This is a genomic window from Photobacterium sp. GB-36 (genome assembly GCF_003026135.1).
Classification (GTDB): domain Bacteria; phylum Pseudomonadota; class Gammaproteobacteria; order Enterobacterales; family Vibrionaceae; genus Photobacterium.
Map to the genome: position 1 here is coordinate 1 of NZ_PYNY01000016.1, position 16,554 is coordinate 16,554.

The 16,554-nt window shown below is 39.7% G+C and carries 13 protein-coding genes and 1 pseudogene; 10 read left to right on the forward strand and 4 right to left on the reverse strand.

Annotated elements, in window-relative coordinates; all coding sequences use genetic code 11:
- Window positions 1-760, reverse strand: a pseudogene (locus C9J46_RS14100) (histidine kinase dimerization/phospho-acceptor domain-containing protein); the annotation flags it as partial.
- A 365-nt stretch (window positions 761-1,125) separates the two neighbouring features.
- Here C9J46_RS14100 and betI point away from each other — a divergent pair.
- The 6 genes from betI (at window position 1,126) to choV (ending at window position 8,066) form a co-directional block, all read left to right on the forward strand.
- A complete protein-coding gene (gene betI, locus C9J46_RS14105) occupies window positions 1,126-1,722 on the forward strand; it encodes a transcriptional regulator BetI (RefSeq protein WP_107291076.1) in 597 nt (198 codons plus the stop codon).
- 16 nt (window positions 1,723-1,738) lie between these two features.
- On the forward strand, window positions 1,739-3,199 hold the full coding sequence (gene betB, locus C9J46_RS14110) for a betaine-aldehyde dehydrogenase (protein WP_107208502.1): 1,461 nt from the start codon (window positions 1,739-1,741) through the stop codon (window positions 3,197-3,199).
- Window positions 3,200-3,217: 18 nt separating this feature from the next.
- The gene (gene betA / locus C9J46_RS14115) at window positions 3,218-4,918 is read left to right on the forward strand and encodes a choline dehydrogenase (protein WP_107208503.1); all 1,701 of its coding nucleotides are present in this window, start codon (window positions 3,218-3,220) and stop codon (window positions 4,916-4,918) included.
- 54 nt (window positions 4,919-4,972) lie between these two features.
- Window positions 4,973-5,908, forward strand: a complete 936-nt coding sequence (locus C9J46_RS14120; RefSeq protein ID WP_107174935.1) for a choline ABC transporter substrate-binding protein — start codon at window positions 4,973-4,975, stop codon at window positions 5,906-5,908.
- A gap of 131 nt (window positions 5,909-6,039) precedes the next feature.
- On the forward strand, window positions 6,040-6,882 hold the full coding sequence (gene choW / locus C9J46_RS14125) for a choline ABC transporter permease subunit (protein WP_107291077.1): 843 nt from the start codon (window positions 6,040-6,042) through the stop codon (window positions 6,880-6,882).
- A gap of 2 nt (window positions 6,883-6,884) precedes the next feature.
- The gene (gene choV, locus C9J46_RS14130; protein WP_107291078.1) at window positions 6,885-8,066 is read left to right on the forward strand and encodes a choline ABC transporter ATP-binding protein; all 1,182 of its coding nucleotides are present in this window, start codon (window positions 6,885-6,887) and stop codon (window positions 8,064-8,066) included.
- Window positions 8,067-8,118: 52 nt separating this feature from the next.
- On the opposite strand, the gene C9J46_RS14135 is transcribed toward choV, so the two are convergent.
- Complete coding sequence (locus C9J46_RS14135) at window positions 8,119-10,005, reverse strand: FAD-dependent oxidoreductase (protein WP_107208505.1); 1,887 nt, start codon at window positions 10,003-10,005, stop codon at window positions 8,119-8,121.
- Window positions 10,006-10,316: 311 nt separating this feature from the next.
- Window positions 10,317-11,234, reverse strand: coding sequence for a LysR family transcriptional regulator (locus tag C9J46_RS14140; protein WP_107208506.1), 918 nt, complete (start codon window positions 11,232-11,234; stop codon window positions 10,317-10,319).
- Window positions 11,235-11,321: 87 nt separating this feature from the next.
- Here C9J46_RS14140 and C9J46_RS14145 point away from each other — a divergent pair, with 87 nt between their 5' ends.
- Window positions 11,322-11,972, forward strand: coding sequence for a CatB-related O-acetyltransferase (locus C9J46_RS14145; RefSeq protein WP_107208507.1), 651 nt, complete (start codon window positions 11,322-11,324; stop codon window positions 11,970-11,972).
- 69 nt (window positions 11,973-12,041) lie between these two features.
- On the opposite strand, the gene C9J46_RS14150 is transcribed toward C9J46_RS14145, so the two are convergent.
- The gene (locus tag C9J46_RS14150) at window positions 12,042-13,448 is read right to left on the reverse strand and encodes an amidohydrolase (protein WP_107208508.1); all 1,407 of its coding nucleotides are present in this window, start codon (window positions 13,446-13,448) and stop codon (window positions 12,042-12,044) included.
- A gap of 317 nt (window positions 13,449-13,765) precedes the next feature.
- Here C9J46_RS14150 and modA point away from each other — a divergent pair, with 317 nt between their 5' ends.
- The 3 genes from modA (at window position 13,766) to modC (ending at window position 16,553) form a co-directional block, all read left to right on the forward strand.
- On the forward strand, window positions 13,766-14,542 hold the full coding sequence (modA, locus tag C9J46_RS14155) for a molybdate ABC transporter substrate-binding protein (RefSeq protein WP_107291079.1): 777 nt from the start codon (window positions 13,766-13,768) through the stop codon (window positions 14,540-14,542).
- A gap of 230 nt (window positions 14,543-14,772) precedes the next feature.
- A complete protein-coding gene (modB, locus tag C9J46_RS14160) occupies window positions 14,773-15,462 on the forward strand; it encodes a molybdate ABC transporter permease subunit (protein ID WP_107208510.1) in 690 nt (229 codons plus the stop codon).
- Complete coding sequence (gene modC / locus C9J46_RS14165) at window positions 15,462-16,553, forward strand: molybdenum ABC transporter ATP-binding protein ModC (protein WP_107208511.1); 1,092 nt, start codon at window positions 15,462-15,464, stop codon at window positions 16,551-16,553. The genes modB and modC overlap by 1 nt, the downstream gene beginning before the upstream one ends.
- Window position 16,554: the final 1 nt, after the last annotated feature.

Here is a 16,554-nt window from a genome sequence, read left to right on the forward strand (position 1 = left end):
GTTCATTAATAGAGCTTAATAGTAAGTTAATTGTTTCATTACTATTATTAATAACAGTCATATTACTTCTAATGATAGATTTTAGCTCATTAGCATTATCTTTTTGGTTATCATTTTTTTGGCGAAGAATATCAAGCATGAGTTCCATGGAAGAGTAAAGAGAACTAAAAGGGTTTCTCATCTCATGGGCAATACCGGCACTAAAGCTACGAGCAAAAAGTAATTGATCTTCGTAATGAATGTGATTTCTATAATGTGAAGCAATACCTGTCACATATGAAAAACTAATAACTGCAATATAGCCCCAATGAAAATTATCACTGTTTATCGGATGGAAGCCATAAGAAAATAATGCGCCTAATGATATACCAATAATGGAGATTACGCTGATAATATAAGCATCGTAAATCAATAATATTGATAAAAATAGTGCAGCCATGAAAGACATGACCCAAGGGATAGACCAATCATTCATAATCAGCATAAAGCTGAAAAAGAAAGGCAGTCCTATGGTGATTGTAGCAATGAAATGAATCGCCTTATAACGTAAAAACCAATAAGGAAGATGATCTTTTAAAATGAATGGGATAAACAAACTGCCACAAAATAACCTGAGTAAAAAGTTCTCATAAGGTTGAGGAAAAAGATAATGCCAAACAAAGAAGTATAGTGGAAAACCAATGCTACCAAGATAGCCTATAATGATTAAATTAGGCTCAAAGTAACGGTAAACATTATTAATTCTATTTTTTATACTCATTGTCTATGAACTTCTAGTTATTAGCTTGAATACTATAAACCAAAATAACTAAATAAAAAAAACAAATTGAGTTTATGCTATAGAGCTCACCTTACTAATATTTCATTTCTCTCGTTACATATCATTTCTTAACGTTTAATAATTGCTCGTAATATGTCTCGGTTATTCGACTAGTATGTATCACTTTTTAATTTATACACTCACTGTTAATATTTTGTTACATTCGATATTGTGTTGATAATCTAGCGATTTTCTTTGTTTTGATGGTTTTTTAAACTGTGATTTTGGTTTTATTTTGATTTAATGTAAAAAATATGTCACATTTATACTTAATTGATCGTTCAATAAAAATAAATGGGAGCATTATGCCAAAGGTTGGAATGCCTGATATTCGTAAACCACAGCTTGTAAATGCCACGATGGCAGTGATTGAACGAGTTGGCTTACATGCAGCAAGTATCTCTTTGATCAGTAAAGAGGCTGGGGTGTCAACGGGTATTATCAATCACTATTTTGGTGGTAAGCATGGTTTATTAGAAGAGACCATGCGTGAAATTTTACGTCGTTTGTCAATGAGTGTTACAACATCATTAAGCCAAATCCCCCGCAATGATCATCAAGCTCGAATTAATGCCATTATCATGAGCAATTTTGATGGTTATCAAGCTGAAAATAAAGTAGCGAAAACATGGTTAGCATTTTGGTCTTACGCTATGCATGACGCACAGTTGGGTCGCCTACAGCAAGTTAATGAAAAACGTTTGCTATCGCATATAAAGATTGAACTTAAAGGGTTATTACCATCTTCTCAAGCTGAATTAGTTGCCCATGGTATCGCTTCATTAATTGATGGTATTTGGTTGCGCGGGACATTAAACCCTAGAGGTATTGATGCGAGTAATGCACGCATGATCATTAATGATTATTTAGAAAAGCAATTGTCTTTTTATTCAAAATTATAAATTCTAAGAGTTTCAAATGGATATGAAATCACTATATATCGATGGTAACTATGTTGCTGCATCTTCTGATATTCAATTTACAACGTTTAATCCAGCTAATGGTCAACCGATAGCAACCATTGGACAAGCTTCTCAAGCGGATCTTGAGTTAGCCATTAGTGCTGCTAAAAAAGGCTTTGCTACATGGTCGGCTATGACGCCAACTGAACGTAGCCGTATTTTATTACGTGCTGTTGCGTTACTGCGAGAACGCAATGATGAATTAGCGGTATTGGAAGTCACAGATACTGGTAAACCGTTACAAGAAGCGATAGCGGTTGATATAGAAACGGGTGCGGATGTTATTGAGTACTTTGCCGGGTTAGCACCTGGGCTTCAAGGTGAGCAGCAACCTTTAAGTGAAAATCAGTTCTTTTATACGCGTCGAGAACCATTGGGCATTTGTGCAGGTATTGGTGCGTGGAATTATCCGATCCAAATTGCGATGTGGAAATCAGCGCCAGCGCTTGCAGCCGGTAATGCCATGATTTTCAAGCCATCAGAAGAAACACCGCTTTCGGTTCTAAAACTTGCTGAGATTTTTACTGAAGCAGGTCTACCTGATGGCGTATTTAACGTTGTACAAGGTGATTACCGAGTAGGGCAGATGCTAACGGCACACCCTGAGATCGCTAAAGTGTCATTTACAGGTGAAACCGGCACAGGTAAAGCGGTAATGGCTGATAGTGCTCAAACCTTAAAGTCGGTCACGATGGAATTAGGTGGCAAATCGCCAATGATCATTTTTGATGACACTAATGTCGATCATGCTGTTTCTGCGGCAATGGTGGCTAACTTCTATACCCAAGGTGAAGTATGTACACATGGCACACGTGTTTATGTTCATGAGGCTATTTATGACACCTTTATAGAGCAACTTAAGCGTCGAACTGAGTTATTAATCGTTGGTGATCCTATGAATATGGAGACTCAAATTGGCGCATTGATTTCAACATCACATTTATCAAAAGTGTTATCAGCCATTGATGCCGCTAAACAAAGTGGTGCCACCTTGCTGACTGGCGGATACCAATGTACTGATAATGGGTTAGCACAAGGTAATTTCGTTCAACCTACCGTTTTTATTGATTGTGATGAATCGATGTCTCATGTTCAAAATGAAATTTTTGGGCCTGTGATGTCGGTAATTAAGTTTAGCGATGAAACCGATGTTATCGCTCGCGCCAATAATACTCACTATGGTTTAGCTGCGGGTGTGTTTACCCAAAACTTAGCGAAAGCCCACCGTGTTATCCATCAATTACAAGCAGGGATCTGTTGGGTTAATACATGGGGGGATTCTCCTGCGCAAATGCCTGTGGGTGGTTATAAGCAATCAGGGATTGGACGCGAAAACGGAATAGAAACTTTACAACATTATACCCAAACCAAAAGTGTACTTATTGAATTGGGCGATTACCAAAGTCCTTATGCTTAACGGATGGAGTCGATTTTGATGGATCAAAATAAGCAGCAAAATAACCCCCAACACTATGACTACATTATTGTTGGCGCGGGTTCGGCAGGGTGTGTATTAGCTGACCGTTTAAGTGAAAGCGGTGAATATGATGTGTTATTGCTAGAAGCTGGCGGTAGTGATCGCAGTATTTTTATTCAAATGCCAACGGCATTGTCTTACCCAATGAACAGTGACAAATATGCATGGCAGTTTGAAACTCAAGCAGAACAAGGCTTAGACGGGCGTAAATTACATTGTCCACGAGGCAAAGTATTAGGCGGTAGTTCATCTATCAACGGCATGGTGTATGTACGTGGGCACGCATGTGATTATGACGAATGGGAACAAGAAGGCGCAACAGGCTGGAATTACCAAGCTTGTTTACCGTATTTTCGTCGTGCTGAAACATGGATAAAAGGTGGTAACGCTTACCGCGGTAGCAAAGGTCCAGTTGGGACTTGTAATGGTAATGACATGGCACTCAATCCACTTTACCAAGCCTTTATTGATGCAGGTAAAGAAGCCGGTTATCCCGAAACGGATGATTACAATGGTTACCAACAAGAAGGGTTTGGTGCCATGCATATGACAGTTGATAAAGGTGTGCGTGCATCGACATCTAACGCTTATTTACGTCGAGCATTAAAACGCTCAAACCTGACGTTGAAAAAAGGCATTGTGGCACGCAAAGTTTTACTCGATGGCAAAAAAGCGGTAGGCGTTGAATTTGAACAGTCAGGTAAGCTATCTCAAGTATTTGCAACAAAAGAAGTGATATCTAGTGCTGGATCCATTGGTTCAGTCCAGTTATTACAATTGTCTGGCATTGGACCTGCTGCAGTATTAGAGAACGCGAAGATTAACCTTGTGCACGATCTTCCAGGGGTGGGGGCTAATTTACAAGATCACTTAGAAGTTTACTTCCAATACCACTGTAATGAAGCCATTACCTTAAACAGTAAATTAGATTTAGTCAGCAAAGGTAAAATTGGCGCGCAATGGCTACTAACTCGTACAGGTTTAGGTGCGACTAACCACTTTGAATCTTGTGCCTTTATTCGCTCACGTAAAGGGTTAAAGTGGCCAAATATTCAATATCACTTCCTACCTGCAGCGATGCGTTACGATGGCCGTGCTGCATTTGATGGTCATGGCTTCCAAGTGCATGTGGGGCCTAATAAGCCACAAAGCAGAGGGTCGGTAGAAGTTATTTCTAATGATCCACACGCGAAACCTAAAATTGAATTTAATTACATCTCTACCGAGCAAGATAAGCAGGATTGGCGCGATTGTATTCGTTTAACCCGTGAAATTATGGCGCAATCAGCATTGGATCAATACCGTGGTGATGAAATTCAACCGGGAGCAGATGTCACATCTGATCAGGCTATTGATCAGTGGGTAAAAGAAAATGTAGAGAGCGCTTATCATCCATCTTGTACCTGTAAAATGGGCGATGATAACGATGTGATGGCGGTTTTAGATTCACAGTGTCGTGTTCGCGGTATTGAAAACTTACGTGTTGTTGATTCTTCCATATTCCCGACGATTCCGAACGGTAACCTTAATGCGCCAACAATCATGGTTGCTGAGCGAGCCGCTGATTTTATTTTACAGAGAACCCCGCTTCCTGCAGGCAATGTACCTGTATGGATTGCCCCTAATTGGGAAACGACCCAACGAAACAATTCACAATAAGTACGTGGGAGATACGTACTTAATAATGATAAATAAAAAGACAAAGGAATAATTATGTCTGTTACTAAAAAAACACTTCTTGCCTTAGCGTTAAGCTCAGTCGCTTTTAATAGCTATGCTAACCAATGTGATACGGTACGTTTTGCTGATGTAGGCTGGACGGATATTACGGCAACCACAGCGGTAACTTCTGAGCTTTTAAAAGGAATGGGTTACAACACTAAAACTGATTTATTGTCAGTGCCCGTGACGTACTCATCAATGGCGAATGGTGATATTGATGTCTTTTTAGGTAATTGGATGCCGACCATGGAAGGCGATATTGCGAAATATCGTGAAGCCAAAACGGTTGAAACAGTAAAAGCGAATTTAGAAGGTGCAAAATATACGTTAGCTGTACCTAAATATGTTTATGACGCAGGTGTTAAGAGCTTTGCAGATTTGGCAAAACATGCGGATAAATTTAAAGGCCGTATTTACGGTATTGAACCTGGTAATGATGGTAACCGTTTGATTCAATCAATGATTGATACGAATGCGTTTGGTTTAAAAGACTTTAGTTTAGTGGAATCAAGTGAAGCTGGGATGGTTTCGCAAGTTTCTCGCTCTGTACGCCGTGATCAGTGGATTGTTTATTTAGGTTGGGCACCACACCCAATGAATAGCAACGTTGAAATGGAATACCTTGCTGGTGGTGATGACTTTTTTGGACCTAACTATGGTGGTGCCAATGTCTACACCAATGTTCGCAGTAACTATTTAACCGAGTGTCCAAACGTTGGACAACTTCTGAAAAATCTATCATTTAGCTTAGAAATGGAAAATAGCTTAATGGAAGCGATCCTTAATCAAAAGGTTCAACCTGAAAAAGCAGCACGTCAATGGCTGAGTGAAAATCCACAGCAAGTGGAAGCATGGCTAAAAGACGTCAAAACTCGCGAAGGTAAAGTGGCCACCACTGCGGTGTTGGATTACTTAAAGCAATCTTAATCCTTTCTTAAAATACTGCGTTAATAATCGCTTCTTATTTATTAGCGCAGATACTTCTTTGCTATTAGTTATTGTAAAACTTCATAAAAATAAGGTGGTAAGCATCGTCTTATCAAATAAAAGGCAAAAGTGTGAATTTCATTACGGATAATAAAATCCCTTTGGGTCAATGGATGGAAGCAGGTGTTGATTGGTTAACTATCAATGCAGCAGGGTTATTTGACGCCATTTCATTTTTCTTAGAAACCGTAATTCTATTTTTAGTTGATGTATTTAAGTGGATGCCGCCAGCACTGCCTATTTTAATCACCGCGGCGTTATCATGGTATTTACACCGTAAAATTTCATTAGTGGTTTTCGTTGTTGCAGCATTATTAGTTATTTTAAATTTAGGCTACTGGCAGGAAATGCTAGAAACCTTTGTGTTGGTCTTTGCTGCCACAAGTATTTCAGTGCTTATTGGTGTCCCAATCGGGATCATGTCTGCGCATCGTCCGTGGTTGTATACCTTGATGCGTCCTATTTTAGATTTAATGCAAACGGTGCCGACGTTTGTCTATTTAATTCCAACGCTGGTTTTGTTTGGACTAGGTATTGTGCCCGGGCTTATCTCTACCATTATTTTTGCTATTGCAGCGCCAATACGACTCACGTATTTAGGTATCACGAAAGTGCCTGAAGATTTAATTGAAGCAGGTAAAGCGTTTGGTGCAAGTCGGATGAAGTTACTGTTAAAAGTCGAGTTACCGGCGGCGATGCCAAGTATTATGGCGGGTATCACCCAATGTATTATGTTGTCTTTATCCATGGTGGTTATCGCCGCGTTAGTCGGCGCGGATGGATTAGGAAAGCCTGTTGTACGTGCGCTAAATACCGTGAATATTTCACAAGGATTCGAAGCGGGACTTGCGATTGTATTGGTCGCGATCATTTTAGACCGATTATGTAAAACCCCAGCACAGAAGGAGCTGTGATCATGAATGCAATAACGATTAACAATCTGGATGTGGTGTTTGGCGATAAACAGCAACAAGCCTTAGCGTTATTAGATCAAGGAAAAAGCCGTCAACAAATTATTGATGAAACAAACCAAGTGGTTGGAGTAAATAACGTTAGCCTGCAAATCAAAGAAGGCGAGATTTGTGTACTAATGGGGTTGTCTGGTTCGGGGAAATCAAGTCTATTACGCGCAGTTAATGGATTGAATGATATAAGTCGTGGCGAACTATTGATTAAAGATGGTGAACAAACCGTAGATTTAGCGAACTGCTCAAAAGCCCAGTTACAGCATCTTCGTACTCATCGCGTCTCGATGGTATTTCAAAAATTTGCCTTAATGCCATGGCTAACCGTGTTAGATAACGTTGCTTTTGGACTTGAAATGCAAAATGTCCCAAAGAAAGAACGCCATCAGCGCGCAAGAGAGCAGTTAGAAATGGTGGGGCTGGCTGAATGGGAAGATAAATACCCATCAGAGTTATCGGGCGGGATGCAGCAGCGGGTGGGTCTTGCACGTGCATTTGTTATGGATACCGATATTTTACTGATGGATGAGCCTTTTTCAGCACTTGATCCGTTAATCCGTGCGCAGTTACAAGATGAATTATTAGCACTGCAAAGTAAGCTAAATAAGACGATTTTGTTTGTCAGTCATGATTTAGATGAAGCACTTAAAATCGGTAATAATATCGCGATTATGGAGTCAGGGGAGCTGATTCAACACGGAAAACCGGAAGAAATCGTGCTCAATCCGAAAACAGATTATGTGCGTGATTTTGTCGCACATACTAATCCGTTAAATGTATTGAAAGGACGCTCATTAATGACGCCATTAACCGCGTTAGAGCAACGGGGAAATACTTATAAAGTGTGTGATGCTGATGAGCTTTGGATCGCCCAAAATGAGGATACGTTGTCTATCGTGAATGAAGGTAATCTTGATTGCCTTTCATGGCAAATTACAGATGCTATTCCAAGCCATATAACTGACACCACTATAGTGATGGTCAGCCCTGATATTAGTATGCGAGATGCCATTGAGCTGAAGCGACTGAATAATAAACCATTACTCATGGTTGAAAATAATCAATTGGTTGGGGTGTTACATAACAAAGATGTTTATAACGCGCTGCTAGGTGATTTTCAGCTAGCGTCTTAATGAAAATCGGTCAACAAAGACGATATAAAACGTCATTGTTGACCGTGATTTTTTAGTTCGCTAAAGGTACGGCACGGTTGATAAACAATTTACGATCAACTTTATAATCTGTTGCATAGTGACGAAGTTTACAGTCGTTGCCTTCATCACAACCACAACTTAAACAACGGTTAGCTTCATCAATAGCGGCTTGCTGTGATAGCCCGGTTTCAACTTCATTGAAGCTCAAATGACGCTGTGCCAGTGTTAGCTCTGGCATTTTAGCGCGTAACACTTTAGCTAGGGCGTGATTTAACATCTGTTCGGTTTGCTTAGCGTTATCTCCAGTGGCAATACTTGCCATAACACGTTTTAACTTTTCAATATGTTCAGGCTGAATAAGATGACTTCTTTCAACATTGCGAGATCGGAATGACTCGGTATAGAGTTTTTCCATGGTGCCACCAAAGAACTCATCAATCCCTTTTGCCGCTTTTCGCCCATCAGCAATCGCTTCAATCGCTGTTGCTGGCCCTCGACGAAAATCACCAATACCGAAGATATTTTTAACCCCAGAGTGCATCGTTGTTTCATCAACATTGATGGTGTTCCAGCGACTAAATGAAAGTTCGATATCTTCGTTAGCAATAAAGCTGGTATCGGTTTTTTGCGAGACAGCAGCGATAACGGTATCAAAGTCTTCAACAAAATATTCGCCGGTTGCTTTTGGTGAGCAACGACCAGAGGCATCAGGTTCGCCCAATGCCATTTTTTCAAGTTTTATCTGACAAACATGACCATTGTCATCTGCAATATTTTCAGCAGGATTGGTTAGAAAGTGAAATTTAACACCTTCGTGCTCTGCTTCTTCAATTTCATAGGTTTCAGCTGGCATTTCATCACGCGTACGGCGATAAATAAGTGTGGTATCTGCGCCTAAACGTAATGCAGAGCGGGCGCAGTCAATTGCAGTGTTACCACCGCCAATGACCGCGACTTTTTTACCAATAGTATATTGTTTATCGAGTGTCTGATCTTTTAAGAAATCAACACCAAGATAACAGCCTGCTAAATCACTACCGGTATACTTCATCTCACTGGCTTGTGATGCACCAATCGCTAAACAAACAGCATCAAATTCTTCACTGAGCGAAGAGAGGGTAAAGTCTTCACCTAACTTTTTATTGGTTTCGATACTCATGCCGTTACGACACATAATATCGATTTCTTTATCTAGAATATCTTTAGGTAAACGATATTCAGGAATACCGTAACGTAGCCATCCACCGGCTTGTGGCATCGCCTCATACACAGTGACGTTGTAACCTTCATTACTAAGGAAATAACCACAACTTAAACCGCCAGGTCCTGCACCCACAATGGCAATACGTTTACCTGTATCGTCTTTTTTGATTGGGGTGTAGCTATTTAGTTTTTCAAGGTCAATGTCAGCGGCGTAACGTTTCAATTGACGGATCGCGAGTGGTTCATCGACTAAGTTACGTTGGCATTTTGCTTCACAGAAAGCAGGGCAAACACGACCAATAGAAAGTGGCATAGGTAATGTTTTCTTTATTACTTCTATGGCTTTTAAGTGTTCATTGTGAGCGATAAAGTATAAATAGGATTGGATATCAACGCTTGCAGGACAGGCGATCTGACAAGGCGGTACGCTGCAGTTGGTATTGGCGCGTTGTAAAATTCGCTCTAAATTGCACTTTCGAATATTTGACAGTAATTGCGATGAGGTAGTGACGACCATTCCATCAGTAGGTTTAACTTTGCACGCTTTCACAATCCCTTTACCTGCGATTTCAACATCACAAAGTGCGCATTCATCTGTGAATGTGTCTATGTCGCAGAGTGATGGGATCTCAATACCGCATTGTTTTGCTGCTTCTAATAAGTTTTGATCTTTGTCGACTTGATAGCTATTGCCATCAATATTAATAGTAACCATTAATTGCCTCTATTGTTATTTATTTACTGGGCAGCAAGATTGCTTGGTTATTTGCAGTTAATGATTATGTGAGAAAATTGAATATATTTTTGAAAAGATAAATAAGTAGGGTAAAAGTTATTTATCACTCAGGTGTATTGCGAAGCAACAGCATTGAGCAGCTATTGTATTCACTTTTTATAATCACTATACAAATCTTCTTAATTATATCCTATGCCTTTTACGAATAAAATATGGGTAGTTAAGCGTTGTCAGGCCAATATTAGTATTTTAAAGGCCGTATTCTTCTTTTTATTTCTTTCAATCTATTTTTAATTCTCATTTTTTTTATCAAATTTTTGACGAATAAAATTAACAAATAGACTTGTACGTTGGGCAAGATGTTTACGTTTAGGATAAAGGATATATAAAGGCAAACGATTAGGTGTAAACCAATCAGGCAAGATATTAATAATATGTGTTCGTTTATCACTATCTAAGTGACTGAGCGCCATTTCATCAAGCATAGCAATACCACAGCCTTTGATCATAGCCTCGATCATGACGGTGACTAGGCTAAAACTCATGGCAGGTTTAAGGATAATATTTGTCTTTTCTTGTGTTGTTTGATTAATAAAGCACCATTTATCGAGCGTGAATTCGCTATTTCTATAAATAATGTGGTGATGATCGCGCAAATCCAATGGATGAGTAATCGCTGGATGATCTGCTAAGTAGCTTTCATGAGCAAAGGGTTGGCATTGAAGGTGACGGATATAATGACCGACATAGCCTTCTGGTGGCGTCTCAGTGAAATAAATGGCGACATCAAAACCTTGCTCTATTAGATCTAATGGGGTTTCAGTAAAAGCGACTTCTAATTCAATGTTTGGATGACTCAAATTGAAATCGGCAAGATGTTCACTTAATAGCATCGAGCCAAAAGAAGCAGACGCTGCGATACGAAGTTTGCCATAAACCGAATTAGTGACATCTAATCCTTCGTTTATGGCTTCTGCATGAGCAAACAGTGCTTTTACTTGCTTATAAAATTCAAGCCCATCATAGGTGAGGTGAAATTGGCGAGTTGTTCGCTGTATAAGCTGAGTATCGAGTAGTGCTTCGAGTTGGCGTAACTGTCGACTGATATGCGCGCTTGAGCAATTCAATCTTAGCGCTGCTTTTGCAATGCTTTTTTCTTCACATAACGCCAAATAGATGGGTACGTAACTTAGCCACTTTATTTCCATATGGTAATTATTAATCTCTAAATGGTCGCTTCTGGTAAGAATAAAGAACAATTAGACTAACTGCAATCAATCAACAGGACGTTTAATATGCAGTTTGAAACATGGCTTGAAAGCCAAAAATTAAAAGACACCATTACTAACCCCAACATAGAAGTTGGTGATTACAGTTATTATTCTGGTTATTACCACGATAAATCTTTTGAAGATCAAGCAGTACGCTATTTGCTTGGCGATAAGCCAACCAAAGAGGTTTGGCAAAGCGGTATGTTTGGCGAAGTGGATAAGCTGATCATTGGTAAATTTTGCTCTATTGCTTCTGGCGCGACTTTTATGATGGCGGGTAATCAAGGACATCGTATCGATTGGATTTCAACCTTTCCCTTTGGTAATGATTTTGGTGAAGATGTGCCCAGTGGTTTTAAGCGAGCAGGCGATACCGTGATTGGCAATGATGTATGGATTGGCTCTGAAGCGATGATCATGCCTGGAGTAAAAATTGGTAATGGTGCTGTAATTGGATCAAGGGCGGTGATCACCAAAGATGTTGAGCCTTATAGCGTGGTTGTAGCGAATAATCATGTGGTGAAACAGCGATTCACGGCAAAGCAAATTGAGATGTTGACTGAAATGCAGTGGTGGAATTGGTCAGAGCAGCAACTGAAACAAGCGATGCAAGTTATGTGTAGCGGTGATGTCGAGCAGCTTTATGGATACTATCTTGAAAACATTAAGCGTTAGCCACTTTTATACTAAGAATTGCAATAGGGCAGCTGATACTGCCCTATAAGATGAGATAAAAGATGTTAATTACTGTACGATTTCACCGCTTTCAATAACGGTTTGACGTACTTTATCTGCAAACTGCAGCGCCTCTTTACGAATGTTATCTTCATTAACAGTCAGTACGTTTCTGTTTTCCATAATCACTTTACCGTCAACAATCGTATGCTTTACGTTCGTTGCGTAAGCAGAGTAAACCAGTGCTGAATATGGATTATAGACAGGTACCATATTTGGCGCTTTGGTATCAATAACGATAACATCTGCCAACTTACCGACTTCTAAAGAACCAACTTTATCTTCCATATGGAGTGCACGAGCAGCACCGATCGTTGCCATTTCAATTACATTTTTAGGTGGCATGGCTGCACGATCTTTATTAACTAACTTATGTACTTTTGCAACTTGGTTAAACTCATCGATAGTACTTAGCGTATTGCCTGACATTGGACCATCAGTGCCTAAGCCTATACGTAAGCCGTCATTAAACATTTGTAATGCTGGTGATACACCTTTTGCTGATTTAATGTTTGCACTCATATTATGTGCAATACCCACATCGTACTTTTTTAAGATAGCGATATCTTCTGCGTTTGCATCAATAACGTGTGCTGCGACTAAGTTCTCGTTTAGTGCGCCAATAGACTCCATGTATTTTACAGGAGATAGGCCACCAGAACGTTTTGCAATAACCTCGCGCTCACGATCTGATTCAGCTAAGTGCATCATCACTGGAACATCGTATTTCATCGAAAGTTTGGCAATAGTTTGCAGAGTTTCTGTTGAGTTGGTGTATGGGCCATGTGGCGCAAATGCCATTGTGATACGTGGGTGATCTTTATATTCATTAATCAGTTTTTCTGCGTATTTAATGCCATCTTCCGGTGTTTTAGCACTTGCTACAGGGAATTGAATAATGGTTTCACCTAAAATCGCACGCATACCAATTTGATCTACGGTTTTAGCTACTTCGTCTTCAAAGTAATACATGTCAGCGTAAGTTGTTACGCCACCTTTCACCATTTCAACGTTACCTAATTGAGCACCGATACGTACCATTTCACGTGATACCAGCTTTTTTTCTAATGGGAAAATGTAACGGTGAAGACGATCTGGTACATCATCTGCTAATGAACGGAAAACAGTCATAGATGCATGAGTGTGGGTATTAATAAGACCTGGCATCACAATATCGCCATCAGCATCGATTGTTTTTACTGATTTATACTCATTAATGTCTGAGCCATCAGTAACAGCGACAATTTTATTATCTTTAATTGCAATTAAACCGTTATCAAAAATCGTTTTTTCACGATCCATGGTCAGTATGTGACCATTCTTGATTAATAGATCAACATTTTCGATCGCAAAAGCAGAAGCGCTTGGAAGAGATAAAGTTGCTAATGATGCAGCAAGTAATGTTTTCTTTAACATCGAGTATCACCGAAGGAAGGTATTTTTCGCAGATAATACTGAGTAATTTTTTATTGAAAATAATAATTTCAGTTATTACTTTTAATTGTGATCAAAATCGCTATGACTGGGGTGTTTTATGCTTTTCAGCGATAATAAAAGGCGTGTAATCGTTTGCTATTGGAAGGTGAGAGAATTAATTACTTTTCAGATGACAATAAAAAGTGATGTTGAAGACAGATATATTGTAGTTTAAACACTAAATTTCTATGACACAGATAATACTTGAAATAACCGATATGTAGTTTACTATACATCGAAATATTAGGAGCATCGTCATGACACGTAAATTAGCTTTCGCAACAGCAGCGTTACTCTCAACACTCTCTTTTTCTTCTTTTGCTGCTGATAGCAACATTACGGTATTTGCGGCTTCGTCATTAACCAATGCGTTAAATGACATTGCAGCTAAATATCAAAAGGAGACTGGGGTTAAAACCACGCTTTCATTCGCTTCATCTTCAGCGCTAGCGCGGCAAGTTGCACTTGGTGCACCAGCAAATATTTATTTATCAGCTAACGAAAAGTGGATGGATTATGTAGAGCAGCAGGGCGCGGTCATTGATAATAGCCGTGTCGATGTTCTAAAAAACAGTTTAGTGATGGTTGCGCCTACTGATTATCCACAAAATAATATCAAGCTGACAGCAAGCTGGGATTTATCTAAAGCCTTAGACGGTACACGTTTAGCGGTGGGTAATCCGGCAAATGTTCCAGCAGGACGTTACGCTAAGCAATCGTTAGAGTATCTAAAATTATGGCAGCAAGCAGAGCCCTTATTGGCAATGGCGAATAACGTACGCTCGGCATTAGTGTTAGTTGAACGCGGCGAAGCGAAACTTGGAATTGTATATAAAACCGATGCAGAGATTTCTAAAAAAGTAAAAATCGTTGCGACTTTCCCTGCTGATTCACATAAGCCAATTACGTATCCAATGGCATTAGTCAAAGGTAATGCGACGCCTGCGGCAAAAGCGTTTTATGAATACTTACAGCATGACGAAGCCAAAGCTATTTTTAAACAATATGGTTTTGGTTTTGGTTTTGTTAATTAAGACAAAAAGTTAGGTAATAAATCAATCATATTATGGTTAAACGACGTTATAGATAAAACGAGGCACTGAGCACTTCGCTCCGTGCTTTTTTGTTTATTTATAGAGCAACTACGAAGTTTTATACACATCGTTACTGACTATGACGCAATGATTACTTATGCTATCGCTATTATTACGAATCTCATGCAGAAAAGAGCATGGGTTTAGATTGAAACACAGGATTGTTCGCTTTGCTCACTGATTATGAATTACAAGCGTTATTATTAAGCCTTAAAATTTCAAGTGTTGCTGTGCTATTTAGCCTTCCTTTGGGTATTGCTTGTGCTTGGTTATTGGCTCGTCGAGATTTTTGGGGTAAATCATTATTAGATGGTTTCATTCATTTACCCCTTGTTTTACCTCCTGTTGTGATTGGTTATTTATTGTTAATTTCAATGGGAAGACAAGGCGCCATAGGCAAATGGCTTTATGAGTGGTTTGGCTTTAGTTTTAGCTTTAGTTGGCGAGGGGCAGCTTTAGCGGTTGCCGTGGTCTCTTTTCCATTAATGGTGCGTTCTATTCGCCTTGCCTTAGAAGGGGTCGATAAAAAGCTCGAACAAGCTGCTCGTACACTAGGCGCATCCCCCCTACGTGTATTTGTCACCATTACGTTACCATTAACGATCCCTGGTATTTTAACAGGCACAATTTTAGCCTTTGCTCGTGCTCTAGGTGAATTTGGTGCAACGATTACCTTTGTTTCTAATATTCCTGGTCAAACTCAAACGATTCCATTGGCAATGTATTCCTTTATTGAAACTCCAGGGGCTGAAAGTGAAGCGGCCCGTTTATGCGTGGTCGCGATCGTGATTGCCTTGTCTTCATTATTTGCTTCTGAGTGGCTAACACGGCTTGCTAGAAAACGGTTGGAAGTAATGTAATGACAACTAATAAACGATTAAAAATTAAATTTAAACAACAGTTGGGTGATTTGTCGCTAGATGTTGATCTCGATGTGCCCATGAAAGGGATCACTGCGATCTTTGGTCGTTCAGGAGCAGGTAAAACGTCGTTAGTGAATGTTCTTTCGGGCTTAACAAAGCCAGATAACGGGGTTATTAAGCTTGGTGATAGAACCCTTTATAGTAGTGAAGAGCGGATATTTCTTTCGCCAGATAAACGCAAAATTGGTTATGTATTTCAAGATGCGCGTTTATTCCCTCATTACAGCGTCAAAGGTAACTTAAACTACGGTGTGAAAGTGCCTGATGAAACGCATTTTAATGATGTCGTAAAACTGCTTGGTATTGAAGCGTTATTACACCGTTATCCCTCGTCACTCTCCGGTGGCGAAAAGCAGCGGGTCGCGATTGGACGTGCGTTATTAACTAGACCTGATATGTTGCTGATGGATGAGCCATTAGCATCATTAGATATGCCGCGGAAACAAGAGCTAATGCCTTACCTTGAGCGTTTAGCTAAGAGTGTGAACACACCGATTATTTATGTAACCCATAGCCTTGATGAAATCTTACGCCTTGCCGATTCTATGGTGATGCTTAACCAAGGTAAGGTATTAATTTCGGGTCATGTGAATTCAGTGTGGAGTTCACCTGAAATGCGCCCTTGGTTACCTGTTAAAGAGCAAAGTTCATTACTCAGTGCACGGATTAATTATAATCATCCTAAATATGCATTAACGCAGGTAATGTTAAGTCATGATTCATTCTTATGGGTCAGCCGATTAGAGCAGCAGCGAGGTGAATGGGTGAGGGTACGTATTTTTTCAAATGATGTATCTATTGCTCGTGAACAACCCACTCAAACCAGTATTCGTAATATCTTAGCCGCAAGCATTGACAAAATTCATTATGCTGAAGGTGAACGTGTCGAAGTAAAATTGCGTGTTGGTGAAACGCATTTATGGGCAAATATTACTACATGGGCTGCTGATGAATTAGCGTTAAAGATTGGCGATAAAGTCTATGCGCAAATTAAAGGCGTAAGTGTGACTAAAGATGATTTAGCATAGT

Coding starts and splice junctions, on each gene's coding strand:
- modC (WP_107208511.1), top strand. CDS start 15,462: ATGACAACTAATAAACGATTAAAAATTAAATTTAAACAACAGTTGGGT.
- betB (WP_107208502.1), top strand. CDS start 1,739: ATGGATATGAAATCACTATATATCGATGGTAACTATGTTGCTGCATCT.
- C9J46_RS14140 (WP_107208506.1), bottom strand. CDS start 11,234: ATGGAAATAAAGTGGCTAAGTTACGTACCCATCTATTTGGCGTTATGT.
- C9J46_RS14120 (WP_107174935.1), top strand. CDS start 4,973: ATGTCTGTTACTAAAAAAACACTTCTTGCCTTAGCGTTAAGCTCAGTC.
- betI (WP_107291076.1), top strand. CDS start 1,126: ATGCCAAAGGTTGGAATGCCTGATATTCGTAAACCACAGCTTGTAAAT.
- C9J46_RS14135 (WP_107208505.1), bottom strand. CDS start 10,005: ATGGTTACTATTAATATTGATGGCAATAGCTATCAAGTCGACAAAGAT.
- modA (WP_107291079.1), top strand. CDS start 13,766: ATGACACGTAAATTAGCTTTCGCAACAGCAGCGTTACTCTCAACACTC.
- betA (WP_107208503.1), top strand. CDS start 3,218: ATGGATCAAAATAAGCAGCAAAATAACCCCCAACACTATGACTACATT.
- choV (WP_107291078.1), top strand. CDS start 6,885: ATGAATGCAATAACGATTAACAATCTGGATGTGGTGTTTGGCGATAAA.
- C9J46_RS14150 (WP_107208508.1), bottom strand. CDS start 13,448: ATGTTAAAGAAAACATTACTTGCTGCATCATTAGCAACTTTATCTCTT.
- C9J46_RS14145 (WP_107208507.1), top strand. CDS start 11,322: ATGCAGTTTGAAACATGGCTTGAAAGCCAAAAATTAAAAGACACCATT.